Below are 25,697 nucleotides of genomic sequence, written 5' to 3' on the forward strand. Positions count from 1 at the left end.
CATGTCAAATCGAATTATTGCCTGCATTGACGGATCAATATCATCAACAGCAGTCTGTGATTGGGCCTCTTGGTCAAGTACTAAATTAAACAAGCCATTGACCCTTTTACATGCATTGGAAAATCCATCAAAAGTAGCTGAGCCGAATCTTACAGGCAATATTGGCCTGGGTAGCCGTGAAAAATTATTGGAAGAATTAGCTACCATTGATGAACAACGTAATAAAATTTCACTACAACAAGGAAAACATATTTTAGAAGAGGCACTCCTCCGAGTGGTTGCTGATAACACCAAAGATGCTATTTGTTTACAACGACATGGAAGCCTTATTGAAATACTCCAGGAACTTGAAAAAGAAGCCGCATTGATTGTAATTGGTCGGAAAGTAGAGCAATCGGGAAAAAAAACCTCACAAATAGGAGGCCAATTAGATGCGATTATCCATACGCTACATTGCCCGATGCTGGTAACGATTCCTGAATTTAAACAGCCAAAGGAAGTAATGATTGCTTTTGACGCCAGCAAGACTGCGTACACAGTGCTGAACAGCATTATTAAAAACTGTCAATTATTGCAAGACCTAAGATGCCATTTAGTGATGGTGAATAAATCGAGTTATCAGCAAGATTTCCGTTCAGCTCAAGTACAATTAAAGAACGCGGGAATCGATGTAGTTGCTTCATTATTGGAAGGGCAAGTAGAGTCTACTCTGAGTTCCTATATTGAAGAACAATCTATTGATTTGTTAATTATGGGAGCCTATGGGCATTCACGAATACGTCAGTTTTTTGTAGGTAGTACTACAAATCATATGCTTCATACAACTAAAATACCATTGCTTTTAATACGATAAAGCTGTTTTTCAATTAATACTCAGTCTTAGGATAATTGAAATAAAAAATAGGAAGCCAAATGAATCAAGGAGAAGATGGAACAAAGAAAATAAATCATAGTATAGGTCTATTATTTATTATTCTTTTGGTTTCTTCTCTAGGCCAGGTAACCTCTGATTTATATCTACCCTCCCTGCCAAGCATGGCACAAAGTCTTTCTGTAAATATAAACTGGATTCAGTTTACTATTGCTATCTGGCAGGCGAACTCCTTTGTTAATTGGTTTATCCATTAATTTCATTGGCAGTTTAATCTGTTGGTTGTCTCCTAATATTTATCTTTTATTTCTTGGTCGATTTATTCAAGGTTTGGGCGTGGGCGCTGGCTACTCATTAGCACGGCCCATATTACGAGATCTTTTTGAAAAAGAAACATTGGCGGTTTATAACTCCTATTTGGCGATTTCAACTGTGGTCATTTTAACAACAGCCCCAATCTTGGGGGGATATATTCAACAATATGCTGGCTGGCGATATAATTTTTTATTTTTAAGTATTTATGGTTTTCTTATTCTCTATTTTTTTTATCTTAATACTCCTGAAACCAGTAAATTTCATCACCAAGATAACTTTAAGATTAAAGTGATAATAATGAATACAAAAATCTTACTTAAAAGCCCAATTTTTTTAAGATTTTCATTATGCCCCTTGTTAACTTATGCCGGAATTTTAGCCTGGATTACAGAAGCTCCTATTGTCTTACAGGAAATAGTAGGACTTACTCCTGTTCAATTTGGGTGGATTTATATTTTTTCTGGAATTGGATTTGCTTTAGGTGGATTCTTGAATATGAAATTCGTCATAAAAGCGGGGATTGAACGTATGATGAATATTGGTTTTTCATCACAACTTGTCGCTGGATTACTGATGTTGCTCTTTTATCTATTTGGATATATTAATACTGCTGTCATTGTAATGCCTATTCTTCTTTTTATGATGGGTTCAAGTTTGGTCTTTCCCAACTCATCTGCAGGTGCACTTACACCTTTTCCTAAAATAGCGGGAACAGCAGGAGTTTTATTTGGTTTATGCAAATTCTCGGAGGAGCTGGCTCAAGCAGTCTGGTTGCACTCTCTCATGACCAGAACCAGCTACCAATTGCGATAGCTTTCATTTTGACTGCATTGTTATCCATACTGATTTTTCGCTTCTTTAACTTAAATGCTCCATTACCATAACATTAACTTAGTAAAGAATAGTAAAATTAATTTACTAGATTATATTGCGTGAGGCAAAAATTATTTGCCTTTAAGATCTTTTTTCTATATAAAAATGACTGTGGGGAATTTGCGTATTTGAGTACGACACTGTTATACATCGTAGGACATTTGTAGTGGTTTCCTGCGATTAAAATTATAATAAAATCAATTACTTATTTTTAAATTGACGGGCTCATAATCCGTTGGTCCTAGGTTCAAGTCCTAGTGGGCCCACCAATAAAATCAAGTAGTTACGAGTAGTTTTCAGAAAGTTCGAAAAAGTCATGTAGACGCAATGTAGATATCAAATAGAACTGAAGCCCTTCCGTAATGCCCAAATAAAGCTTTGCGTAAATCCTTGAAAGATCTGTATACATAGATTTTGGATACCAGGATTATTTCTTTAGCAAGTAATCCATTTTCTTGTAAAGGGGTAAACCACTCTAATATTTCTAAAATAAAACAAGATTTTATTGAAGATATTAACAATTATATGGGACAAAAGGGACAGTTGGGGCATAGGGGACATTCTTAAATTAAATTAATAGCATCAACGATTATGAAGTAAAGCTTTTTCCTTCTGTTTGTTATAGATTCTTTTTGTTATAGATTCTTTGTAACTATTGATAAAACTCTGGAACTTGATTTTTAACTTGACTGGCAACGGTCTTGGTTAATAAATGTTGTGACAGGTTTCAGGCTCACCAATTTGAGGATGAACTGGATTTAAATAACGCTAATTGAATATAAAGTCCTTTTGTCCCATTTACCCCCACCAGCATATTATGAAGTGGGGACGCTAGGAATACAGCAGTGGCAAGAGTTCCCACTATTTTCATTTGACCTCTCAATTTTAATACCCATGTAATCTAACGAACGAGCCCTAAACTACTTTTAATATTTTCTCAGATCTTACTGCGATAACAGTAATTTCCATGAATTAAATAAATTAAATATAGCAAAAAAAAGGAAATCACATGAAATTACCGCCATAACAGTATTTTATGACGAATTAATGCAAATAAATGCAATAATAAATTTATTAATCTAATTTTTACTGCTATAACAGTAATATATAATTAAATTTAGGGTGTTCCATGCCTACACACGAGATTGCCAATTTAGTTCATTACTACCGAAAACAAAGCGGCTTATCGCAGCAAGATTTAGCCCGATTAGCCGGTGTCGGTAAAACAGTTATCTATGATATAGAAAAAGGCAAAGAATCGGTGCGCTTGAACACTTTGCTAAAAGTGTTCGATGTTTTAAATATCCAAATGAAATTTGAAACGCCATTTCCTCAAACAATGGATAATATTACATGAGAAAAGCATATGTATCAGTGAATGGCATTACAGCTGGGATATTAGAAGAATTACAGGGTGGATCCTATCAATTTACTTATGTTGATGATTATCAGGGCTCCCCTGTTTCCCTCACGATGCCATTAATAAACAAGAGCTATCATTTTGATGGATTTCCCCCCTTTTTTGAAGGTTTATTACCTGAAGGCATTATGCTTGAAGCATTATTACGTAAATATAAAATTGATAAAAATGACTACTTTAGCCAATTGATATTAGTGGGCCAAGATGTTGTAGGCGCAGTGACTATTGAGGAAATAAGATGAAACACTGTCCTATTACATATGAAAAAATCAGTGACCAGGAAAGCTATTCGCAACGTGGATTGCATATGCTTTCTCCTCAATTAAAAAACCTTAGTCCATTAGATTTAAGTGCTGATGAGCAGCGCCAGGAAGCAATTGCTCGAGTAGGGAAAATGTCTGTCCAGGGCGTCCAAAAGAAACTAAGTGCCAAACTAAAGATTAAAGAGGGGTGTTTTGAAATTGTTGATCAATATGGTCATTATATTTTGAAACCACAGAGTGATATTTATCGAGAATTGCCTGAGAATGAAGCCATTACAATGTTCCTTGCAAAAACTATAGGCCTCGAAGTTCCGGTTCATGGCTTGGTTTATTCTAAAGACAACAGTTTCACTTACTTCATTAAACGCTTCGATAGAATAGGCCATAATAAAAAGTTAGCTTTAGAAGATTTTGCACAGCTATCCGGTGAAGATCGACATACAAAATATAAAAGTTCTATGGAAAAAGTGATTACAGTCATACAGCAGTTTTGTACATTCCCAAAAATTGAATTCGTGAAATTATTTAAGCTGACGTTGTTTAACTTCCTGGTCGGCAATGAAGACATGCATCTAAAAAATTTTTCCCTGATTACTAAGGATAGAAAAATTTCCATATCACCAGCCTACGATTTACTTAATTCAACCATCGCTCAAAAAAATACCAAAGAAGAGCTGGCTTTACCTCTAAATGGAAAAAAAAATAATTTAACAAAGAGTGATTTTCTTAAATATTTTGCCATCGAAAAATTAGGATTAAACCAGAAGGTCATCGATGGGATCTTACAAGAGTTCTATCAGGTGATACCAAAATGGCAAGAACTGATTGGTTTCAGTTTTTTATCTCAATCGATGCAGGAAAAATATCTCGAATTGCTAGAGCAACGATGCAAGCGATTCAATTTTTTGATTAACTAATATCCACAACCTAAAGATTTAAATTTGATCATGTTAAGAGAATCCGATTTCTTTAACATAATTTTCCCTATATGTTTGTCACTTTCAGATGGATTCCTTCATCATCAAACTTAAGATATTATTAAGCCAATGCACATTCATGCATGAGAACGAGCCAAGCTTTGAAATTTGAACTAAAATAATCTAATTAGCTATATCTTAATAATCCAATAAAAGCATTTATGCTTAAATAACTTAATCTTTATAAACAGAAAGCCAGTCAGATAAACATGTTGATAGTTGGCAGAAATTTTTTAATCGCTAAACTTATTTCAATCAAGGATACAATATTATGAAAGGATTCATAGAAAATATAGAACAATTAGCGCTAACTAATACTAATTTCAGGCAAGTCTTATATACCGGGCAGCACACCCAATTAGTTGTCATGAGTATTGAACCGAAAGAAGATATTGGAATGGAAGTACACCAGATAGTTGATCAGTTTTTAAGGATTGAAAAAGGTGAAGGAACAGTTGTAATAGATAATATGGAATACATGATCAAAGATGGTGATGCAATAATAATTCCAGCTGGAGCTCAGCATAATATTACTAATAGCTCGGATACCGAAGAATTAAAACTCTATACTCTTTATTCGCCACCTCACCATAAGGACAAAACTGTTCATAAAACAAAGGCCGATGCAATAAAAGACGAATCAGATCATATATAACATTATTGAGCTGCCTGTCATTAATCGAGCATTTGCTATCGGCATTCTAGGCTACTCATTAAGCACGGGCCATATTACAAGATCTTTTTGAAAAAGAAACATTGGCGGTTTATAAATCCTATTTGGCGATTTCAACTGTGGTCATTTTAACACCAGCTCCAATCATGGGCGGATATATTCAGCAATATGCTGGCTGGCGATATAATTTTTTATTCTTAAGCATTTATGGTTTTCTCATTTTCTACTTTTTATCTTAAGACTCCTGAAACCAGTAAATTTCATCACCAAGACAACTTTAATCAAGTCTCAATTTATGCTCAAGTAAAAATTAGCTCCCTTTTTTCACGGGTTTTCTTAATGAATCCGCTCAGCTCATGGAAATATACCAGATCATAAAGCAACCACCGTTTACCGAATTGAATCAGGATATTTGACTTTACATCCGTCGCAATGATCAAAAGCTCAATAAATACGCTAGTTGTGCACTTATAGGTCATGTGAGATTAAATTAGTCTATACTTTTTGTATACCGTCACTAATGAGCCTCACAGATGTACAGCACTCTAAATGCTAACCCCTCAGATTCCTATGATTTGATCATTGTAGGTGCAGGCCCGGTGGGGCTAGCTGCAGCATATGAAGCAGCAAAAAATAATAAAAAAATATTAATCATTGAAAAAAGATCTGAAAGCACGGCAGCCATTAGACCGCAAGTAGTTGTTTTAGAACCCGCTAGAAAAACGCAACTGATGAATATGATCGGACAAGGAGAACACCTGGATGAGAGCGATATTTCTTTTTTAGATTCTTTGAGTACTTCTGCCGAAATCAAGCTTGCAACCGTTCAAAGATTCATTCTCAATCGAATCAAAAATCAGGGTAAATCGGGAGCAATAGCACCTGTCGAGGTTTTATATGAAACCACATTACCTCAAGGAAAAGATAAACTCGATTTTAAGAATGGAATGGCAACCATCAGTACAAACGGTGTAGAAAAATCAGTCCGCTTCGGCCATTTGGTTGGGGCAGATGGTGCCAGTTCATCTACTCTGGAGCTGGTTAATGCAACACTAAAAGATTCTGAAAAGATTGCACGCAAAACACCTAAGGATATGCAGCATTTGGAGGGTACCTATCATTTAGGCGCTTATGTCAAAATTTCATTAAAAAATGGTCAGGAAATACAATTACCGGAAAAAGAATTCGTTTCATCTTTTCTAGAGAATAAGCACGATGAGGGATTGACAGAAAACCAGCTTTATTTTTTAAGATTTGATAAACGTTCCCATGAAAAAAGCAAAAAGCTTTTTGTAAAATTAGGTTTTATAGGTGAAATACCCAAGCATTTATTTGATGAAATACAAACATTAAACAATGAAATAAGCCGTTTAAATGCAGGTATAAAAAAACTGCAGGAAGAAGAACAAAATGGTTCTTTCCATCAAGCTTCACTTGCTCATCTAAAAGAACAAATCACTGCAAAAAAAGAGCAGAGACAAAATATAGCGATAGCTTATGTGAGAAGATCTGCTGCAGATTATTTAGGATTTAAAGAAAGCGATCTGGAAGTAACGATCACTTCAAGCAAGAAACGGCCAGAAAAAAATAGTTTGAAAGTTTTAACTTTCCAGGGAGGGAGTAAGCAGGCAGATAAAGCAGTTGTCCAGGCAAATGGCCATGGGTTTTATTTAATAGGTGATGCTTATTTTACCCCAAACTATCCCGTTGGGCATGGCCTTAATAATGGCTTGGAGGCCGCGAAATTATTAGGGGATGTCCCCAAAGCGACTCCTGGTACAAATCCTGATTTATCATCCCACGCTTCCAAATACAATACACTAAGTGCAAACAACGCCAGGTTTTCGCGTCTTATCATGCAAGGTATCCGGTGGTTCAGGAAGCTGGGTATCGGGCGCGATATAGTCGCAGATCTGTTAGAACATGCTGTAGAGAAGCGCGAAAAAGGTGATAAGGTCGATTTAAAGGAAAGCTTATCCCACACTGTTTTAGCTAATGTAAGGAGAAAAGCAGACAGTATAGAGCAATTTCTTAAGAAAAAATTTGATGAACCTTCTATTTCGAAATTATTAAGAAAAGGACACCTGAGTTATGACATTGGCTTTATTTCTGAAGATTGCCCTGAGCTAACCGGAAAAAGCGCACAAGAAAAATTAGAATTTCTTCAAAAGCTTTCTGAGCAAAATAATGGGATTCCAATTTTTATTAAGTCTTCAGAATCAGGGAATTCTCCTGCACGATATTCATTATACCGTTTTAACAGGAATACCCGTGAAAGTCAGCTGGTAGATTTTGCAGATGAATCCTTAATTATAAAATTTAATCATATTCTGAATAAGAACGGGATTGAGTTCAAGGATGAATTAAATGTGATTTCCAATGAAAAGGTAACGGGCGAGCTGATAGATGCAGTTCTATCTAAGACTGATTTAACGGATCCTACCATGCCCCTTAATTTCCTTCCTGCAGATGAGGAGATTGAAAAGAGAATACAAGAATGGGAGGCTTTTTTAGAAAATAACCCTTCTATAGTTAAACAGTATCGAGTTGAAATATCTGAGCAGTTAAATTTACTCGCAGAAGTTATCAATAAGTACCCCGGTGAAGAGGTAAAAAAACTATTTAACAACTTCCATAAAAATTTTAAGGATAGAGTCGCAGTGCATGATAATGCACTCATAGCGTTGGCTAAGAAGGGTCCTAATAAATGGGATGCATCAGGTCGCGCTCCCCTGTACCATGCTTTACAATACGGTGACCTAAGTACGATAACTGCCATCTTGCAGGCTGGGGCAAACCCGAATAAAGCCTGTAAATACGATTTTGAAACAATTTTTACAAGAAGGGTTTTTGAAAAACCAGAAATTGCAAGGGTGTTGCTGGCTCACGGTGCCAATCCTTTTAACGAGGCTACAACCTCATATTTTATGGTTTCTTTTTTAGGAAACAGAGACTCCAGTTATTTTAGTCCTAAATTCGGTATCGAATGTCTTTTAGCCCTGGCTGACCCTAATTCCAAAATCCAAAGATCAGCGGTTACAAAAATAGCGGAATCTCAAATATTAGAATTAAAGAAATTTCTTGAAGACAATTCAATTTATGAACAATACTTGGATAGACCCTATATAGAAATCGCTGCTAAAAGAATCAGTGAATTAACCAAAATTCCGCTGCCAGAGAGTAAAGAAGATCAGATAAATTTAATCAATAAATTTGTTGATCAATCTTTGGATAATATGCTAAAAGCCAAGAAAAGCTTCTTTAATGTGTCAAGTAGTGGATTCTTCCATACATCAAAGAAGAGTCCTAAAGAGGAGCATGCTCCAGAGGTGAGTCAAGAAATTCAAAGTAAAATGTAGTACTTTATGTGCCCTCCCCAGAGTTATTTTCTTATAGGTGATTTATAGCTTCCTGCAAGAATAAATGGCTCGATTAATCCCAGCCCTTCTGCATCAAATTCTAAGTAGCGCCGTATGTCATTTTGGAAAGCTATTTAATTGGGGCAATTTGCTCTTACTGTAATGTTAAACTGGCATTTGGTTTTTCTAATAAACAAGTTTCCAATAGATGTTCACCATTTTTTGCTAATTCCTCATCATGTTTCAAACCATATTTTTTATAGATCGCATGAATTAATGATTCATATTGATCATGATCCTCTCTGTCATCATAAGCGTAAAGAGGATGCCTGGAGTTTTTTAACTGGAGCAGGTAAACATCATTTTTTCCACGATTATTCAATGCAGAGGCGATGTTCCTGGTACTTTGCGGTACAACAGTAGTATCTATTTTAGAAGTAATAAATACCACAGGAATATTTTCTGGAAAATTTTCGACTAAACTTAGTGGTGATGCACCATCGTTCTTATAACCAAACATTCCATTCCGACTTAAAAATGTAACAGCAGAACGTACCCCTGATACCCATAAGTTTGCTACTCTATCATTTCCTACGTAATGTTTTGCCATGTTTTTCATGACATTTTCCATTGAATCAATTGCCCCTTCTAAAATGACTAATTTCACTTCAGGGTATTTATAAGTGGCAAACGCACAAAATGTGGCTGCTGTGCCGCGAGAAACTCCCATTAAAACCAAATCATCATTTGTTTTATTTTCTTTCCAACTTAAATATTTCTTATGATGGGATTCAATATCTGACTTTTGCCCATAAGACATTTGTGGAAAGATAGGTGAATGATAAGCTACGGACTCTTTAGTCGGATTTGATGCGGGTTGTATTTTCACTCCATAATAATAATTTCTACTCCATGCACCGGCAGTAAATACCCATTTCAATGGATTGATATAATCTAAAGTCGTGGCATAAGGTTGCAAATTAACATCCGCTATCTCAGGGCCAACATGAACATTGGAGATTATACGAAGTGGTTTAAGATTATTTCGCCCTTCGCTCCACATCATTTCGCCCGTCGAAGCTTCGACAATTTGGTCAGTATAATTTAAGAGCTGTGTTTGAGTGGAATTGGCTCCTTGATAGTAAATTGCATCAAATGGAGTGAATATTTGAGTTTTAGCTTTGGTTTCGGTCTCAGTTTTTAAGAACATGCTCTTCCCTAATATTAAAAATGTACGTCATTGAAAAATTAACTTGAAATCAAAACAAAAAATCTTTTAAGTAAGAATTCAGTCCCTTCACTCAACTTTAGTTATTTAAAACAATCAAGTATACACTTCTTCTTGGATCCCATGCAAAAAAGTGGTTCATAATCAAAGAGCAACCCTCAGGAAATGTCGGGTCATGGACCCGACTTACAATTATCACCTTAGTTAAGGAAAGGGACGAACGCTTTCTTTATCAACACACGTTGCCTGCGTATTTCTGCTTTCCCTAGAACTTAGAGTGCTCGTAAAAAAAGAGGGTGAAAAGTTAGAGTTTCTAAATGCCTCTGAAATGACTTCTCGTTCTTCTTTAGATACAAGCTTTACCTGATTCTGTGATTCTAGATTTTGAGCCATTTGCACCGCTTCAAAAAATTTGGAAAGACAAAGTTCCAATTTACTTCGATATCCTTGCAATGTGTCGGATATTCAACAATGGGAGTTTGAGTTAATGGGCATTTATCCAATAATTTATCATGATGAAAATCCCATCTGCATCATAAATTTGACCCGTTTCTGATAGACAGTAGGGCTCTAGAAATAACTCTTGTGTTAAATGTGAATTATCCCTGAAGTTAAAAAAGTAACTCCCTATCATTATACCCATTTTATAAGCATGATAGTTATTGAGTATGCTCCAAGTAAAGTGATAGCTATTCCAGCCAACAACATAATGAGCCGGGGCTGAAGATGGCGTGCAAGATAGGCAGCAAAAGGGGAAGCAATAGCTCCACCCGAGATCAGTCCAAGAATAATGGGCCAATGGGTAATGCCAATTGTAAAGAAGAAAGTTGCAGAAACACTTAGTGTGATTAAAAATTCAGCCAAATTCACTGTACCTATGGTATAAGAAGGCGAGGTTCCCTGTATCAGTAATGTAGAATTAACAATGGAGCCCCAACCGCCTCCTCCGACTGCATCTAAAAACCCCCCAAAAAATCCCAGAGGGGTCAACCCACGAGCATGATTAGAAGGGAGAGCACGCCTTGTTTTTAAACGCTTGACCATAAAATTTTTGATGAGTTCCATGATATTTCCACCCTGGAATGCTCGATATAAAATATAGAACCCTGTAATGATCAAGTAAATCGCAATAAAAGGTCTTGCTATATTTTCTGCTGCTTTGGTTAGAAGAAATGCACCAAGGATGCTTCCTAAAACACCGGGGATGGCTAACTGTCTAATTAATTTATAATCAATATTTTTAAACATCGCATGAGATAAGCCCGATATACCGGTAGTAACAATCTCAGCGGTATGCACTGCGGCACTAGCTACTGCAGGAGGAATACCATAAGTCACTAAAATACCTGTCACAATGACTCCATATGCCATTCCCAAAGCACCATCGATGACTTGCACTATAAAGCCTACCAGTGCGAAGACTAAAAATTGCTCCATTAAAATATCCTTTTAATAATTTTTATATAGCTTATATATGGACCTTTATGGATTAATAATTCAATCTTTTTTATTTCTCCATAATTTACTCATAATCATTGTGCAACTGATCGCCAAAATGATTATTAAAAGCGTAATTAGTATAGGAATATCTACGAGATCATGCAGTAGCATTTTTATTCCAATAAAACCTAAAATCAAGGCTAATCCGTAATTAAGATAACGAAATTTATTTTCTATATGCGCCAAAATAGAATACATCGACCGCAAACCCAAAATTGCAAAAGCGTTTGATGAACACGCGATAAAAGGATCTTGAGTTATCCCTAATACTGCTGGAATGCTGTCAATTGCAAAAATTAAATCGCTCACTTCAATAAAAATAAGAGCAACAAACAGGGGCGTTAAGTAATACCTATTATTTTTTTTAATTATAAAATGATCGTCTGAGATTTTATGGGATATTGGAAAGAATTTATTTAAGGTTTTTAAAACGTAATTATTGGCAACAAATTGTTCATCATTAAACAAAGTAAGGAATTTGGTTGCAGAATAAATAAGTAGGATGCCAAATAAATATAAAATCCAATGAAACCTGTGAATAAGCCATATTCCAAATACAATCAGTAATATTCTCATGAAGATTGCACCTAACACGCCAAATAAGAGTAGACGACGCTGATACTGCAAAGGAATAGAAAAATATTTGAATATCATAATAAATACAAAAATATTATCCATGGATAATGATTCTTCAATCAGATAGGCAGCAAAAAACTCAAGGGCTTTCTGTTCCGCTATATGGCTCGAATAGGTATAGGATAGATAGAGCCACAAAAAGGCGTTGAAAAGTAAAGCCAAAGTCACCCAGATCGCGACCCAAATGCAAGACTCCTTTAGCGTGGGCTCTTTTTTCCTTTTAGCCAAAAGAAGAATATCAATAGTTAATACAATCAGTATCAAAACAATAAAAAATGTCCACAACCACCATGTGCCGATAGAAAGCATTTTTATCTTCCTGAAATTATTGGCCTTCTTAAGAAAAGACGATATCTCTTATCAATTATTTCCCTCTTTGCACAGTATTTCTTGCCCAAGTATGGTTTTTACTGATTGTATATATATATTAGACTATTACTATAGATTCCTTAGATTGACATGTAACAGAATTATTGAAACGGAGGTTATCAAAATTAATGATGGGGGATTACCAATTGAACATAGGTACAGAGAAGGGTTTTGATTAGGAAAAATAAGAAACGTCGGGCCAGGGACCCGACCTCACCTACGCAAATTCAGACTTTGCTGTAAATTCCGGTTTGCGCTGCTTTGGATAGGATTTCACATGCCAGAGTGGCAGCATCATTAACAGAGGAATCAAGCAGCAGACAAACAATGTCAGGAAGAAATTATCCCAGCCATAATTTTTTATAATAGCACCCAAAGGAGCGCCAGCCAGCATAGCACCTAAACAGTAAGCAAAAAATCCAGCAAAACCCGTTGCAGTCGCCGCAGCTTTTTTATGCGCTAACTCGGCACATGCCATACCGATCATCATTTGTGGTCCGAAGATAAAGAAACCAAAGAAAAAGAGAAACAAAGAATCAAGAAATGGTGTATATCCCCGGGTCAATGTAAACAGCAACAAAGTGACAAATACTCCAGCAGTAAAGAGAATATTGATTGGATTGCGTTTGCCTTGAAATATTTTATCAGAAGCCCACCCGGCAGTTAGACTTCCAAAAAATCCTCCAACCTCAAACCATATGACACAACTACCTGCTGTGATTAAGGAATAATCCTTCGCTTCTGTTAGGTACAACATGCTCCAATCATTAATGGCTGTTCTTACAACGTAAATAAACAAATAAGAAACAGACAATATCCAGATATAGGGGTTGCTTAATACATAATTCCACAGAATTTCTTTAACTGAAAGTTCTGTTTTTTCCTGGTGGTGATTTGAGGTTCCCGAAAAATCACCCCGATGTTGCTCTATAGCAGGTAAACCCAAAGACTGCGGTGTATCTCTTAAACGATTAATTAAAAAGAGACCCCCAACAATGCAGATGATTCCAGGAACAAACATGGCTGAACGCCAACCGAAATACTGCGCGCACATTGCAACAATTAGGGGAATTAACGCGCCCCCAACGTTATGCGATGTATTCCAAATACTCCACCAACGGCCTCGCTCGGATTGCGAATACCAATGAGTTAATAATTTGGTACATCCGGGCCATCCCCAGCCTTGAAACCAGCCATTTAATCCCCAAAAAATAGCAAAAAGCCACCAGGTGGAAGACAACCCAAACAAAATATTAGTAATTCCTGTCAAAATGAGCCCAATGGCCATTAAATAACGTGGATTTGATTTATCCCCAAGAATGCCACTTAAAAATTTGCTGATGCCGTAACTTAAGCTCAAAATGCTAGCAATCATTCCCAATTCAGTTTTGGTCATTCCCAAGGCGCTTTGTAATGCAGGCATCGCGAAAGTAAAACTTTTTCGCGTAAAATAAAACAAAACATACCCAATATACATGGAATAAAACGTGCGAATACGCCAATAGCGATATTGCTGTTTTACAATGGTTTTATCCTGAATTTCATGAAGATAAGGTGCAGGTTTTAGAAAATTAAAAAATCCCATGATTGTCCATATCATGATAAAAAAATACGATTAGAATGTAACTCAGACAGTATGTCAAATCCTTTCTTATGAAAATGATAACGATTTATACCTATTGATTATTAATTTTTAAAAAATTAATGGAAATCTTCCGAAATTATAAATAAGCTACGCAACTTGTATTAAAAAGGAATTTGTCCAGATGAAACAAATAATAAAACTATTAGAACAAGAACAAGAACAAATCGATTTTTCGCTCTATAAGCGTCCTGAAATCATTAGGGTTTTAAGGAGAAAATTCCGTACGCAAAAAGAATGGATTATTGCTTCTTTCAATCAATATGAATTCAGTGAAGAAGAATCGAAAACAGTCCAAAAAGCCATTCTCAACGGGGATCTTCGAATAACAGATATCCTGGTACGCCCATTATCCCATCATATTTGGAGTTTCCTTACCTTTAAGTGGGGCGAGATACTTGCGGGTGGAAAAAGATTGTCCAAGCAGGAAGTCTTACAAATTGCCCACTTCTCCAGCAAAGGTCAGGAATTTGCAAGAACCCCTGCACAAGATAGAAATAGGCTCATTAAAGGAGTGCCCTTAGTCATTGGCAAAGTCGTTACTTCAATGGCCCTTTGTATGGTATTTTGCCTGGGGCTATTAAGTACCTTAGGCGCTCCCTTTGGCGCCAGTCTCGTCCTTGCAATCGTACTCTCACTATGCAATGGGATAGTCTGTTTATTAAGCCGAGGTAAAGCCATGCTGGATAGTGCGGGCTTTCAACCGGGCAAACAAAAAACATTTCCTACTCCTGAGGACAATGAAAAAGAAAAAACAGTCCTTGATAAAGGACAGAAATTATTTTTTGGGATCGTGACGCTGTTGGCATGTATTTCAGCAGGTATTTCTGGATATGCTGGTCTGGTAGGCCTTCTTACTTTTTTAGGCGCAGGCCTGCTCATCTCTAACCCTTTGGTTATGCTAGCGACCATTGGTTTATCATTGATTGCCGCCATCTCTTTTTATTCGTTTCAAGCTGTAGGTATACGGGAAAACTACACCAAATTTAAAAATTTATTTATTGAGGATTATAAAAAACCTTATGGCTTGTTGCGATGTATTTTATTAGGGGTTGTCAGTACGCTTTTCCTAGCTGTTTATGCGACCCTCACCTGGTTTACCACAGTGTCTGGCGTGAACAAGTTTTTAAATGCCGTAGGCGCGACGCCAGAAACCCTTCTCGCCCATTTTATTGCCGGAATATGTACTTCAACAACTATGGTTGTTAATACCTTTTCACAAGTTTATAAAGTCTTTAATCCAAAAACCTATGTCGACCTTAAAGAAAAATTTGCATCTATCTATCAGCCGCCAGAAGAAAATCAAACAACCGCACAAAAGATAAAGCATGGTGCCCTGAATATGCTTAAATTATGTGCTTTAATCGGTGACTCCCTTGCTTATTCTGTTGCCGGGGGGATACGAAGTGGAATTCATATTGGTGAAACTCTGGGTGAATCAATTGGGGCAAAATTGGCATTGACCGTCACCATGGCCATCTTGTCTCCAATTGTATTAGTGTTCGTCTCGGTAGCTTTTACCTGGCCTGCTGTTTTTAATAAAAAAAATGCGCATCAAAATTCCTCACCGATGGAGAATCCCGCGGTGGAAAAAATGAATCAGAGCCCTAATCCAGATTCATTACAAAATAAAAATAGATTACCTACAGTAGACAAATCCTCCCAAAAGAATACGAAAAAGAGTCAAGCTGGGTTTAGATTTTTTGATTTGAGCTCGAGTGAAGAACCCAATTATAAACCCGCTTTAGAGGGAAGAGCAGTTTTATCTTCCTCCGCACCTTAACAAATGCCAATTGGAATCTTTGAGAAAAGTATTGATAAACTTAAAGATGACCCTCCCTGGAATACGGCCAATAAGGAGGTTGGGTCATTATTACAATAGGAGATTAATCTCCTGATATAAGAAGACCTAGTCAACTGATTTACTAATCAAAATGGATAAGCACGAACCAAATGACTGTTGAGATACAACTTATTTAATTTGGGTGGTCCAAAAAAATGTTACCCCCCAATCCCTAATTACTTTGACGAGACAATTAATGGCATTGCGGGGTTTTATCACCTAATATTTCTGTTTTATTTTCAAGTTCCTCTATAGCATGAAGAATGTAGTTCAGTTTTTTAAAAGAGGGTCTGGTTGCTTGATATGTAGCAAAGAACGAATTTTCCAGCATTTTTCTTTCATCAAGAACTACCCATTTTATTAATGCACAGGCTTTTTTTACTTCATCGATACCTAGCTGAGGATTACTGAACACATCAATAGCATCAGCCAGATTCCTGTCTGCTTCTTCATACTTTCTTAACCGTAGATATGCGATACCCAGCATGAATTGAGTAGAGGCTATATCTGCTATATTATTCTCCTGAGCTGACAGTTCCTTATAAATCGCTAAAGAATTTTTTAGGTTGTCTATTGCAGATGAGATACGATTTTGTTTCAGATGAGAAAAACCAATTTGCTGCTTGATATCGGCTATGAGATATTTGTCTTGCACACAATCAAATAAAGTAAGGGCTTTATTCAAATAAAATTCTGCATCATCATATTTTTTCGCTAAATTACAGATAATCCCTATTTGCAATAAAATAGAGGGGCACTCTTCTGAGGCTCCGGCTAAATTTATCGCTTTAAATAAGCTCTCTAGCGCTTCTTCATATCGATACTCTTGTCTAAGACTTTCAGACAAATAAAAATACATTTGAACCCCGGATTTAATAAGCACTTCGTCTTTTTTATCCGGAGAAATTGATTCAAATAGTTTTAAAGCCTTATGGAGCTGGTCAATGCTCTCAGGATAATGTTGCTTTCGCAAATAACAGACGCCAAGATATATGGTGGCATGAAAATAGATTTGCAGATTAGCTTCTGGAGTTGTAACACTCAAAGCCTGTACCAGATGAAGTTCAGCCTCTTCTAAATTGCCTAAAGCAAGATGACTTTTCCCTAAATAAAAACTCAATTCAACTTGTTCCTGAATAGAAACAGGCTTTGTTTTCAAATTCACTATTTCCAGATATCTTCCTTCTTTATCCAAATCTTTTATGTTTTTTAGTGGCATACTTACTATTCCATGACATATCATATGAACCCACAACAATAACACCATGTTGCGTGCAAATTATTGCTTCAAATTAATTGCCATTGCCATTCCCTCACTTCAGGTGAAGAGGAATGGCAAAAAATAAATGATGAAACGTTAATTGAAGCCCTTAGGAATAAACAGGAATTGGCTCAGCCCCGTCATCCTTTTCTTGTTCTATTAAATCCTGATTCACTACAGACAGAAATCCAAACATGCTAATCCCTGTTAAACCATTAATCCCGGATGACAATCGTCGTGATTTCTTTTCTGTGGCGGGGGTTTGTTCCAAGCCTGTTGTATTTTGTGGGATTATATCATTATTTCCTTGAACTTGGCGAAATTTTTCACCCTCTTGCTGAAAATTGATCAATGCAGCAAGAAATACCCACTTATTGTTTTGGCAAACCGAACAACAAGGAATGAGCGTTACTTTTTGGCCAAATCCAATAGCCAGCTCAACATTCTTGGATCGCTTATTCACCGAAGCATTATAATCATCCCGAACAGATACTTTTGCCAAGGTTCTACCGCGCATGTCTTTTTGATATTCAACTTCCGTTTCTTTTTTGTAGTTAAATAAGAATGCATTAGAGCATCCTTCAATTTGTAAGCTCGCTCCATATTCCATATATAACTTGCTCAGTAATGAACCCATATCATATTCAGCACAAGTTCTTGTGTTTCTGGATAAGGCATTGATTATTCGTTTAAAACTTTTGCTGGTATCCATAACAACTGCATAAAAGTATTTGCTATTTCTTGCTTTCTGATATTTATTCAAATCTTTCGCAAGATTATCTAATAAATCTAAAAGTTTTTTATCACCTCCATGAGAATCTCGGGAGAGTGCAATAAAGCAGACATTTTTATCGTATAATGTACAGGTCAGAAAAGTAATACAACCCGGCCAAACATTGTCATTACCACTAGAAAGGTACTGTTGTTTTTGATGGAGGAGATTTTCAACTTCATTTAAAATCTCCTTTTGTTGGACCAGGGTTTTAAAAAACTCTTTCACACAGTTGTTGCTGTCTTTTGTTTGTTCAAAATAACTTTCTTTTCTTAAACTCACATTTCCTAAACAAAACAACTGGTTTTTTAATTCATCAGACCAGGAAGATTTCCTTAACTCTGTAGCAATCTGGCGAATTTCACTTATTGGATCAGGTCTTCTTATTGCTGGTGCAACTGAGAGGATGGGCACCCGTTTTTGATTTTTACGAATATCTAGAATATCCCCTCGCGATGAGGTATAAGACTGTCTTTCTGTTGGTACATCAGTTTTTTCTTCAAAATCTTCTTCTTCTTTTAAAGAGGAAGATTTCTTTTTAACATTGCCTTTAATATCCCCTCTTTTAGAAGAGGCTAACGACAGAGCTTGTGAGGATTCATCCACCTTACCCAAATCTTCTTTGGAGGATATCGATGAATCCGAAGTCGGCTGATCTATTGATGAAGGCGTTTCATCAATGCTTTGAGCAAATAAAGTATATGGAGGCAGATGCTGGGTGGATTTCATCATCGGTGTAGGGATACTTTTTTGGGGAGATGCCTTTTTATCTCTGAGCTGAGATTTTTCATTTTTTCGATACATGACAAGGGACGGAAATTAATTGAACAGTTGAGTCATTTTAAAAGCCATTCCTTAACGAAATATTAACAAGCCTTACAAATTTTAAACTACAGTAAATTCATTAAACTCATTGAATATTTTTTAACTATATTGAATGATTTTTAATCAGCCCTTGCCGTCAAGCTCACCCTGGAGTGACAACCTGTTGCTTAAATGACTGCATTTATATTTCGATGATTAGGCTGTCTTCCGAGTTTACAATCGTTTATTTTAAAGATGAGATCGTAAAGCAGTTCATTATAATTGTAATTAACTTGGGCTGCTTTTTTGCTATAGCATTCTTTGCTTCTCCACCTGCTTGTCATTTCAGCATTAACCATCATCCAGAGTGTGATTTTAATTGGGCCCTACCGGATGCCTCGGACAAGCCGAGGCACGTAAGGCGTACAGGCAATGCTCAACACCCTGATGTTTTAAAAAATCTTATAGAATATTTGGCCTAATGAATAAAATTGTGATAAATCTATCTAATTGTAAAACCATTTAAAGATCAATTGCTTATCTAATTAATGGACGATTCAAACTATAAGGAAATTGTTAATGTTTAAAAAGCATTTTTTGTATTTTATTTTATTATTTTGGACTGTAAGTACTCATCTATATGCTTTGGATAATGTAGCGCTTCATGCGCATGCGTGGGCAAGTTCAGAAGGCTTGCCTGCTGCAAATGCAGTAGATGGAAATCCTAACACCCGTTGGGGTTCAATAATGGGAATTGATCCGTCCTGGATTGCAATTGATTTAGGGCAAACTTACCAGATATCCAATGTCACTATAGACTGGGAAGCAGCCAATGCCGAAATTTATGAGTTGCAAGGTTCGAATGATGCAACACAATGGACCACCATAGTTCGTAAAACCGATGGGGTGTTCGGTAATCGTACGGACAGCCTGGATGTTTTCGTCAATTATCGCTACATACGGGTATACGGTACGAAGCGCAGTGCAGGTAATAAATGGGGTTATTCCATATGGGAACTAAAAGTCTATGGAACAACTACTGCAGCGGCACAACTTCCTGTTGTTAGCGCAGATGCAAGCACCGAACTCCAGCCTGCAGCTAATGCGATTGATAACAATCCCAATACACGTTGGGAATCTCAACATGGTGTCGACCCTTCCTGGTTACGTGCTGACTTAGGTAAAACTTATAATTTATCGAGAGTAGTTATTGATTGGGAAGCAGCAAACGCGGCAGTTTATCAAATTCAGGGTTCAAAAGATAATACCAATTGGACCACACTGGCTACCAAAACTGACGGGGTATTTGGTAATCGAACGGATACTGTAGATGTTTCTGGTCCTTACCGCTATGTACGTATTTATGGCACAAAGCGCAGTACGGGAAATCAATGGGGATACTCTATTTGGAATCTAAGAATTTTTGGCTCGGAAGTTACTGATAATCCTCCAGAACCACAGGATTATGTCCCACTTTACAATGAAAATACAGTTTTAGATCCTGAAACGACAATAAATACACCTACCTCTTTAATCACTCGCTTTGTGGACAGGGCAAGGGATAGACATGCGCGTGAAGATGAATTTAAAGCTTATGACCATTATTTAAGTTTTTACTGGATTCATAGAACTGCGCAGATTGAAATTATCGATGAAGTTGCTAAGGGAGGAAATAAAATAACATTCAATGTGAAAACAGAGTGGCCTTTAGGAGCTCCAGAATTCAGGGCTTTTTATCGTGGAATTAATACGGTAGCTGAATATTGGCATAACGTCCTTATGACCAGGAATCCTACTGATCCGCTAAGATACTCCACAGTAGTTACGACCAATCCTAAATATAGACGCCCCCTTCAAAAAGGAGATCGTGTAGAAATTGAAGTGAGCCAATTTTTAGATAATCCGCCCGAAGGAAGAGCTAATTATTATGGTACTGTTTATTTATATATTGTTGGTCAAGGAATTGCTCCCTGGATGCCAGTGGGTGTTTTTGGGGACCCTTCCACTGAACGTGAGGATTCATATCCCCTTCCTGTATCTGCATTATTAGGTGGAAATACAACAATTCATCAACAAACCTCCAATGAACCTACACATCTTTTTAAACAAATGGCAACAAATACCGCACCTAAAAACGGTCAGGTGTTTATGATGGGCAGACGTGTTCATCATACCAATACCTTAACTGGTGCTCATATTGAACAGCCTAACCCCACTTTTCCTGAGTTAGCCAATAAAACAAAAGGTAATTATATTAATAATTCTTGTGTAAGCTGTCACCAAAACAACGGTCGGGGGCTACCGCCAGCAACCGGTACAGTACTAAATAATTATACCGTTAAAGTGGGCGATCAAAATGGCAATATTCATCCCAAACTAGGTCGAGTATTGCAGCCAAGATCGACCAGTGGTACACCAGAAGCTACCGTTTTAATTCAGAATTGGATTGAAGCTCAGGGTTTAAGACAGCCTAACTTTCAATTTACAGGTATTACACCGGAAAAATTTTCCGCTCGAATTGCACCACAAATTGTAGGAATGGGTTTATTAGAAGCGATACCTGAAAGTGCTATTGCTGAGCAAGCCGCTTTAAGCACCTCACAAGGCTTGGGCGGAAAGATGAACATTGTTACAGATATGGTGACAGGCGAACCTCGCGTGGGGAGATTTGGCTGGAAGGCAGGCAAGGCGACTGTGAAACAACAATTGGCCGAAGCTTTCAATGTAGATATGGCGGTCATGACTTCGATACGGCCCACACCTGAATGTGGCTCCCAACAAACAAATTGTGGAGAGACAGGAGAACAACTCACCGACCAGTATCTTGATGCATTAACACATTATATCTCTTTATTAGGAGTAAGAGCTCAACGTAATTCCCAGGATCCTAAAGTAAAACAAGGAGAGCAAGTATTTAAAGAGGCTGGATGTAGCGGGTGTCATACTCCTACTTATACCACGAGTGCCTTTCACCCTCGGACTGAATTGAGAAATCAAATTATTCATCCATATACAGATATGCTTCTGCATAATATGGGTCCTGGCCTTGCCTCAACATTAAGTGAAGGTAATGCTAGTGGTGCGGAATGGCGTACAGCCCCTTTATGGAATATCGGTCTAACTGCAGGAGTGAGCGGTGGTGAGGCTTACTTGCATGATGGTCGTGCCCGCTCATTGAATGAAGCAATTTTATGGCATGATGGTGATGCAGCAGCAAGCCGGGCTGCTTATCAAAAGCTTTCTAATGATTTAAGGGATGCCCTGTTGCAATTCTTAAAATCATTGTAAGATCCATTTGAATAATGTATTCATCTTACAACTTCAAAGGTAACGATGAATACATTAATAAACATTCATTCTGGTTCATATTCATGTTCCATGCAACATCCAATCTTTCAATATAATGAATGAACAATAGGGACTTCTCGCAACACCAAAGATTCATGGACCTAACTTTCATTAAGACACTCTTGCTGTATGTAATAAATCAATGTCAAAAAACTCATTCAATACCCCTATGGTGAAAAATAACCCCAGTATTTTCGTCCTGTTCCGAATTTATGTTCTCATTTTTTAATGCGCTTAGATTGGCCTTGGTTAACTGGGACTTTGTACCTGGCTTTAAGAATGCCTCTATTTCTTTTTGAACCTGAGCGATGGCATTATCAAAACGATTGATGTGGTATTGAATGTCTTCTCTAGATGGATTGGTATCCAGGAATTTCTCTAGATTTTTTTGAACCTCGTTGAGGGGCTCATGATATTCGTTCCGATTTTCATCCAAAATAGCGATTTCTTTATAGAGATTCTCTAGGAAATCTACTTTTTCAATCAGTTCCATCATTAAGTTCTTTTTTTCCCGAGTCGCTTCATTGTCCGAATCATGAATCATCCAGGGCTTATCTGGTTCAAGTAATCTTTTACCATCCCTAGCTTGATCTGATGGCGCTGCCCTGCTTGCCAAATTGTCCACTGGAGTAAAATCGCGTAAATTGTCTTTCAGTCTCTTATAGGGAACAGATTTCAGCCCTTGCTCTCTAAGTATTTCAGCTTCTTTACCTAACGCTAATTTATAAGGGACGTCCTCGGCTCTACCTTTTACAGGATTTACATCGCCATCTAAAATAGCTTGGCGAAATACGATATGAGGCGTAAGGGGCAAATCACTTATTGAACGATGCACACCGGGTGTGCAGTGGGTTAATACATTTTCGATTTCTTTGCACAATTGGGTCACTTCGGATAAGTATTCAAGATTGTTGGCTTGATCGTCATTGAGATAGACTACGAAGGGATTATTGAGTTGTCTCAATGCATTGGGATCTGTCTCTTCTTTATGTTGTCTATGATGTCTCATGACATCACAGGTTTTGTAGGTAATAATCGTTCCCTTTTTTATCGCTCTATTGAGTATTGTGTGAACCTGATCCTCAACATCTGCAAATTCCTTTGGATCCAAGCTCACATGGAACTTATATCGATCATGTAGCTCTCGCCGACGTGCTTTATTTTCAAAATAATGCCAGAAGTAACCACTCTTTTCACTAAGGCGTTCTTCGTAATTTTTTTTATCCCGATACTCTATACGGGTATTAGGATTAAAGTGAGGATTAGGCATGATAGCCCCCTATTTTATGGTCGATTCAACCAGGTATATGGATTGTGATTTCTCCCTCGTTTTGATTCGGGTTAACTCCGGGTGTTGCTGCATTTTTTATGCCAGTCAATTGTTCTTTCACCGACTGTGTGGGTTTTCCTGCTTCCTCTTGGAAATTCTTTTCAGAAGGATTATCCGAATGCATATCAGGCTGTTCCCGCATCGTATTTATCTGTTTTCTCCTATCGATATGTTGTTCAATTACATCATTTAGCTGCTTTGAATACTGACGAAGCGCATCAAAAGATGGCTTCGTTTTTAAAAAATCATGAAGCTCTCTTTGTAAGGTGTCAATTGAATCATTATGAGCTCTTGAACGCTCATCTGAAGTGTCTACCTTTAGCTTTTGTGCATAAGCAACTTCTTTCTTAAGATGATCTGCCAGGAAATGTTCTGTGGTTGATGATTTCGTTTTTAGGTACATCCTCAATTCTTCTTGTAAAGGAGCAATTGCTTCATCTATTCTTTTAATATGAAATAAAATCTCTTCTTTAATGGGATTTGTTTCTAAAAAACGTTCGAGATTGGATACCATCTCTTTTAATGATTCATTATATTCCCCTACATTTTCTTCAAACAATTCCATTTTTTTAAATAGATTTCGTGCTTGAGCCACTTTATCCCTTAACGCCATTTTTTCTTTTTCATTTGTTAAATTCAACTCAGCTTTCAAAACCTGGCGCAAGTGCTTCTCATATTCAATTAATGTGACTATATCATTATCTTTTTCCACAGCATGGATACCGCTGATGTCCGGTGCAACTCGTTCACTTCGTATGCTTTCTATTGCGGCTTTCACTAAGGGTGTACAGGGAGTGGTAGTATCTTCGGTAGAAGGTTTTACCATGACGGTATTTTCAGGTTGAGAATCAAGAATTTCTGGATGGGCTCTGGCTTCTTTTTCAAGTAACTCACGAAGTTTCAAAGCAGCCATTGCTGTAGCGGTTCTTCCATCACCTGAACCACAATGAATGGCAACCAGTTTATTGTCTTCTGTTGCTTTTTTAACCGCAGCGAAAATCCCATCGTATATCGAAGCTGGAATTGGGGTCATAGCAAAATCAATAATAGGAATACGGAGATACTCTATTCCATGTTGATTTGCTTCATCAGTAAAATCTTCTTTCTCATGCAACCCAATGAGAACTTCTCTGCGGTCTTTATTCTTCAGAAAATCGAACACTTCATCTCTGTTGCCATTATTATGAGGCCCAGCCATCCCTGCTATGGTTAAGTCGCGACCAAATAAATGGAAAGGATTTGTTCTGTAGTTCTGTGGTCTTGCTGATGGCATAACGATCTCAATGATAAAACACTATCCTATTTATTTAATTGTAGACCAAAACGACCCTTTTTATATTAGATTGAGGCGTGGAAAATTAAAAAAATCTTTTTAAATCAGTAGATTATTGAAATCGCAGGAAGATTTTCCTGAATGACACTTTGATTGTACAATGCTTTCTCAGGCGGTGTACTCATTGCCGAAACGAATATATAATCACCGCTTATTCGGTGCATATTGGAAAGAAATTTGATGCAGTCTGAATAATTTATGGATTTAGAATTTTAATTTTTTAAGGAAAAATAATGAAATTACAAGTTATGAATGCAGTGTTATTGCTCTCATTATCTCAATTCAGTTTTGGCGCGCTACCCCCAAAGCCAAATGCTTGTCCCTCTGTATCTGCCTTGAAAGCCATCGGTGTCAGTGACATGATAAAAGAAGATGGCCAATGGTATGGAGCAGTACAATCAAATAATTATAATACTACTGATAAATGGACTTTTGTTATTGGCGCCTTTAGAGCAACTGATGAATCAGATGCAAAACAACAAGCACTGCGTGCTATCAACTCATTGTCTTTCCTGTCAGGCCCTGAGGCTTTTAACATGGATGGCCAAGACAGTTGGATATGTGGTTATAAAGACAGATCAGGACACACAGCAGCAACTATAACCCCTACCATGCCATTCTTACATTCTGGCCTGATTCACCATTAAAATTGATAAATTAAAATATCCCAAGCTCAAGATAATAAGCTTGACCTTGATGAAGCGCTGCGAAATCAAGGTTAAGTTCCTCTAATAAATCATCATCAGCTAACCTGGGTTTCTATCTAAAAAGCAATAAAAAATTCCTTATTTCAGTGACGTGGAATCACCCTGGCACCATTCAAGCTGTTCCTGATAGTTGAATAATTAACACCTAAATTGATTTATAAATGCACTATAAT

Annotated in this window: 20 protein-coding genes; 11 read left to right on the top strand and 9 right to left on the bottom strand. The window is 37.1% G+C overall.

Going from position 1 to position 25,697, the window contains the following annotated elements; genetic code table 11:
* Position 1 precedes the first annotated feature (1 nt).
* From BU07_RS0100750 to BU07_RS0100785, 8 genes are all read left to right on the top strand, one after another.
* On the top strand, positions 2 to 853 hold the full coding sequence (locus tag BU07_RS0100750) for a universal stress protein (RefSeq protein ID WP_031562661.1): 852 nt from the start codon (positions 2 to 4) through the stop codon (positions 851 to 853).
* A 59-nt stretch (positions 854 to 912) separates the two neighbouring features.
* Positions 913 to 1,128, top strand: a complete 216-nt coding sequence (locus BU07_RS17335) for a hypothetical protein (protein WP_051635428.1) — start codon at positions 913 to 915, stop codon at positions 1,126 to 1,128.
* A complete protein-coding gene (locus tag BU07_RS16585; protein ID WP_051635429.1) occupies positions 1,106 to 1,999 on the top strand; it encodes an MFS transporter in 894 nt (297 codons plus the stop codon). The genes BU07_RS17335 and BU07_RS16585 overlap by 23 nt, the downstream gene beginning before the upstream one ends.
* Before the next feature lie 1,189 nt (positions 2,000 to 3,188).
* Entirely contained in the window at positions 3,189 to 3,416 is a 228-nt protein-coding gene (locus tag BU07_RS0100765; protein ID WP_031562663.1) for a helix-turn-helix transcriptional regulator, read from the top strand.
* On the top strand, positions 3,413 to 3,721 hold the full coding sequence (locus tag BU07_RS0100770; RefSeq protein WP_031562665.1) for a HipA N-terminal domain-containing protein: 309 nt from the start codon (positions 3,413 to 3,415) through the stop codon (positions 3,719 to 3,721). Before BU07_RS0100765 ends, BU07_RS0100770 begins: the two co-directional genes overlap by 4 nt.
* Positions 3,718 to 4,659 carry a lpg2370 family Dot/Icm T4SS effector gene (locus BU07_RS0100775; protein WP_031562667.1) on the top strand — a complete coding sequence of 314 codons (942 nt, stop codon included), beginning with the start codon at positions 3,718 to 3,720 and terminating at the stop codon, positions 4,657 to 4,659. The genes BU07_RS0100770 and BU07_RS0100775 overlap by 4 nt, the downstream gene beginning before the upstream one ends.
* 331 nt (positions 4,660 to 4,990) lie before the next feature.
* Positions 4,991 to 5,374 carry a cupin domain-containing protein gene (locus BU07_RS0100780; protein WP_031562669.1) on the top strand — a complete coding sequence of 128 codons (384 nt, stop codon included), beginning with the start codon at positions 4,991 to 4,993 and terminating at the stop codon, positions 5,372 to 5,374.
* 551 nt (positions 5,375 to 5,925) lie between these two features.
* Positions 5,926 to 8,751 (top strand): FAD-dependent oxidoreductase, encoded by a 2,826-nt coding sequence (locus tag BU07_RS0100785; protein ID WP_031562672.1) that lies wholly within the window; start codon positions 5,926 to 5,928, stop codon positions 8,749 to 8,751.
* A gap of 154 nt (positions 8,752 to 8,905) precedes the next feature.
* On the opposite strand, the gene BU07_RS0100790 is transcribed toward BU07_RS0100785, so the two are convergent.
* The 5 genes from BU07_RS0100790 to pgtP all read right to left on the bottom strand — a co-directional run bounded on the left by BU07_RS0100790 (position 8,906) and on the right by pgtP (position 14,069).
* Complete coding sequence (locus tag BU07_RS0100790) at positions 8,906 to 9,961, bottom strand: prolyl oligopeptidase family serine peptidase (protein WP_031562674.1); 1,056 nt, start codon at positions 9,959 to 9,961, stop codon at positions 8,906 to 8,908.
* Between the two features lie 222 nt (positions 9,962 to 10,183).
* Positions 10,184 to 10,372 (bottom strand): hypothetical protein, encoded by a 189-nt coding sequence (locus BU07_RS17340; RefSeq protein WP_133134440.1) that lies wholly within the window; start codon positions 10,370 to 10,372, stop codon positions 10,184 to 10,186.
* Between the two features lie 240 nt (positions 10,373 to 10,612).
* Positions 10,613 to 11,416 (bottom strand): sulfite exporter TauE/SafE family protein, encoded by an 804-nt coding sequence (locus BU07_RS0100795; RefSeq protein ID WP_031562675.1) that lies wholly within the window; start codon positions 11,414 to 11,416, stop codon positions 10,613 to 10,615.
* 60 nt (positions 11,417 to 11,476) lie between these two features.
* The gene (locus tag BU07_RS0100800) at positions 11,477 to 12,424 is read right to left on the bottom strand and encodes a TerC/Alx family metal homeostasis membrane protein (protein WP_031562678.1); all 948 of its coding nucleotides are present in this window, start codon (positions 12,422 to 12,424) and stop codon (positions 11,477 to 11,479) included.
* Positions 12,425 to 12,701: 277 nt separating this feature from the next.
* Positions 12,702 to 14,069, bottom strand: a complete 1,368-nt coding sequence (gene pgtP, locus BU07_RS0100805) for an MFS transporter (RefSeq protein WP_031562680.1) — start codon at positions 14,067 to 14,069, stop codon at positions 12,702 to 12,704.
* Positions 14,070 to 14,250: 181 nt separating this feature from the next.
* Here pgtP and BU07_RS0100810 point away from each other — a divergent pair, with 181 nt between their 5' ends.
* Positions 14,251 to 15,909, top strand: a complete 1,659-nt coding sequence (locus BU07_RS0100810; RefSeq protein WP_031562682.1) for a hypothetical protein — start codon at positions 14,251 to 14,253, stop codon at positions 15,907 to 15,909.
* A 253-nt stretch (positions 15,910 to 16,162) separates the two neighbouring features.
* Here BU07_RS0100810 and BU07_RS0100815 read toward each other — a convergent pair whose 3' ends face one another.
* On the bottom strand, positions 16,163 to 17,188 hold the full coding sequence (locus BU07_RS0100815) for a tetratricopeptide repeat protein (protein ID WP_031562683.1): 1,026 nt from the start codon (positions 17,186 to 17,188) through the stop codon (positions 16,163 to 16,165).
* 151 nt (positions 17,189 to 17,339) lie between these two features.
* Complete coding sequence (locus tag BU07_RS0100820) at positions 17,340 to 18,734, bottom strand: hypothetical protein (protein WP_133134441.1); 1,395 nt, start codon at positions 18,732 to 18,734, stop codon at positions 17,340 to 17,342.
* Between the two features lie 651 nt (positions 18,735 to 19,385).
* Here BU07_RS0100820 and BU07_RS16590 point away from each other — a divergent pair.
* Positions 19,386 to 22,094 (top strand): di-heme oxidoredictase family protein, encoded by a 2,709-nt coding sequence (locus tag BU07_RS16590; protein ID WP_051635430.1) that lies wholly within the window; start codon positions 19,386 to 19,388, stop codon positions 22,092 to 22,094.
* A gap of 214 nt (positions 22,095 to 22,308) precedes the next feature.
* Here the strand turns inward: BU07_RS16590 and BU07_RS0100835 are convergent, their stop codons facing one another.
* Both BU07_RS0100835 and BU07_RS0100840 read right to left on the bottom strand, forming a co-directional pair.
* Entirely contained in the window at positions 22,309 to 23,424 is a 1,116-nt protein-coding gene (locus tag BU07_RS0100835) for a hypothetical protein (protein ID WP_031562693.1), read from the bottom strand.
* Between the two features lie 25 nt (positions 23,425 to 23,449).
* Entirely contained in the window at positions 23,450 to 24,757 is a 1,308-nt protein-coding gene (locus tag BU07_RS0100840) for a protein-tyrosine phosphatase family protein (RefSeq protein WP_031562695.1), read from the bottom strand.
* 293 nt (positions 24,758 to 25,050) lie between these two features.
* On the opposite strand from BU07_RS0100840, the gene BU07_RS0100845 reads away from it, so the two are divergent.
* A complete protein-coding gene (locus BU07_RS0100845; RefSeq protein WP_031562698.1) occupies positions 25,051 to 25,464 on the top strand; it encodes a DUF4949 domain-containing protein in 414 nt (137 codons plus the stop codon).
* The last annotated feature ends 233 nt before the right edge of the window (positions 25,465 to 25,697 follow it).

Source organism: Legionella wadsworthii DSM 21896 = ATCC 33877, from assembly GCF_000701265.1.
GTDB classification, from domain to species: Bacteria; Pseudomonadota; Gammaproteobacteria; order Legionellales; family Legionellaceae; genus Legionella; species Legionella wadsworthii.

What these genes read in the sequence shown, in the direction of transcription:
- BU07_RS17340 (WP_133134440.1), bottom strand. Translation starts at nt 10,372, where the DNA reads ATGGCTCAAAATCTAGAATCACAGAATCAGGTAAAGCTTGTATCTAAA.
- BU07_RS0100815 (WP_031562683.1), bottom strand. Translation starts at nt 17,188, where the DNA reads ATGCCACTAAAAAACATAAAAGATTTGGATAAAGAAGGAAGATATCTG.
- BU07_RS0100790 (WP_031562674.1), bottom strand. Translation starts at nt 9,961, where the DNA reads ATGTTCTTAAAAACTGAGACCGAAACCAAAGCTAAAACTCAAATATTC.
- BU07_RS0100780 (WP_031562669.1), top strand. Translation starts at nt 4,991, where the DNA reads ATGAAAGGATTCATAGAAAATATAGAACAATTAGCGCTAACTAATACT.
- BU07_RS0100800 (WP_031562678.1), bottom strand. Translation starts at nt 12,424, where the DNA reads ATGCTTTCTATCGGCACATGGTGGTTGTGGACATTTTTTATTGTTTTG.
- BU07_RS0100820 (WP_133134441.1), bottom strand. Translation starts at nt 18,734, where the DNA reads ATGATGAAATCCACCCAGCATCTGCCTCCATATACTTTATTTGCTCAA.
- BU07_RS0100840 (WP_031562695.1), bottom strand. Translation starts at nt 24,757, where the DNA reads ATGCCATCAGCAAGACCACAGAACTACAGAACAAATCCTTTCCATTTA.
- BU07_RS0100775 (WP_031562667.1), top strand. Translation starts at nt 3,718, where the DNA reads ATGAAACACTGTCCTATTACATATGAAAAAATCAGTGACCAGGAAAGC.
- BU07_RS17335 (WP_051635428.1), top strand. Translation starts at nt 913, where the DNA reads ATGAATCAAGGAGAAGATGGAACAAAGAAAATAAATCATAGTATAGGT.
- BU07_RS0100835 (WP_031562693.1), bottom strand. Translation starts at nt 23,424, where the DNA reads ATGCCTAATCCTCACTTTAATCCTAATACCCGTATAGAGTATCGGGAT.
- pgtP (WP_031562680.1), bottom strand. Translation starts at nt 14,069, where the DNA reads ATGGGATTTTTTAATTTTCTAAAACCTGCACCTTATCTTCATGAAATT.
- BU07_RS0100765 (WP_031562663.1), top strand. Translation starts at nt 3,189, where the DNA reads ATGCCTACACACGAGATTGCCAATTTAGTTCATTACTACCGAAAACAA.
- BU07_RS0100810 (WP_031562682.1), top strand. Translation starts at nt 14,251, where the DNA reads ATGAAACAAATAATAAAACTATTAGAACAAGAACAAGAACAAATCGAT.
- BU07_RS0100845 (WP_031562698.1), top strand. Translation starts at nt 25,051, where the DNA reads ATGAAATTACAAGTTATGAATGCAGTGTTATTGCTCTCATTATCTCAA.
- BU07_RS0100795 (WP_031562675.1), bottom strand. Translation starts at nt 11,416, where the DNA reads ATGGAGCAATTTTTAGTCTTCGCACTGGTAGGCTTTATAGTGCAAGTC.
- BU07_RS16590 (WP_051635430.1), top strand. Translation starts at nt 19,386, where the DNA reads ATGTTTAAAAAGCATTTTTTGTATTTTATTTTATTATTTTGGACTGTA.
- BU07_RS0100750 (WP_031562661.1), top strand. Translation starts at nt 2, where the DNA reads ATGTCAAATCGAATTATTGCCTGCATTGACGGATCAATATCATCAACA.
- BU07_RS0100770 (WP_031562665.1), top strand. Translation starts at nt 3,413, where the DNA reads ATGAGAAAAGCATATGTATCAGTGAATGGCATTACAGCTGGGATATTA.
- BU07_RS0100785 (WP_031562672.1), top strand. Translation starts at nt 5,926, where the DNA reads ATGTACAGCACTCTAAATGCTAACCCCTCAGATTCCTATGATTTGATC.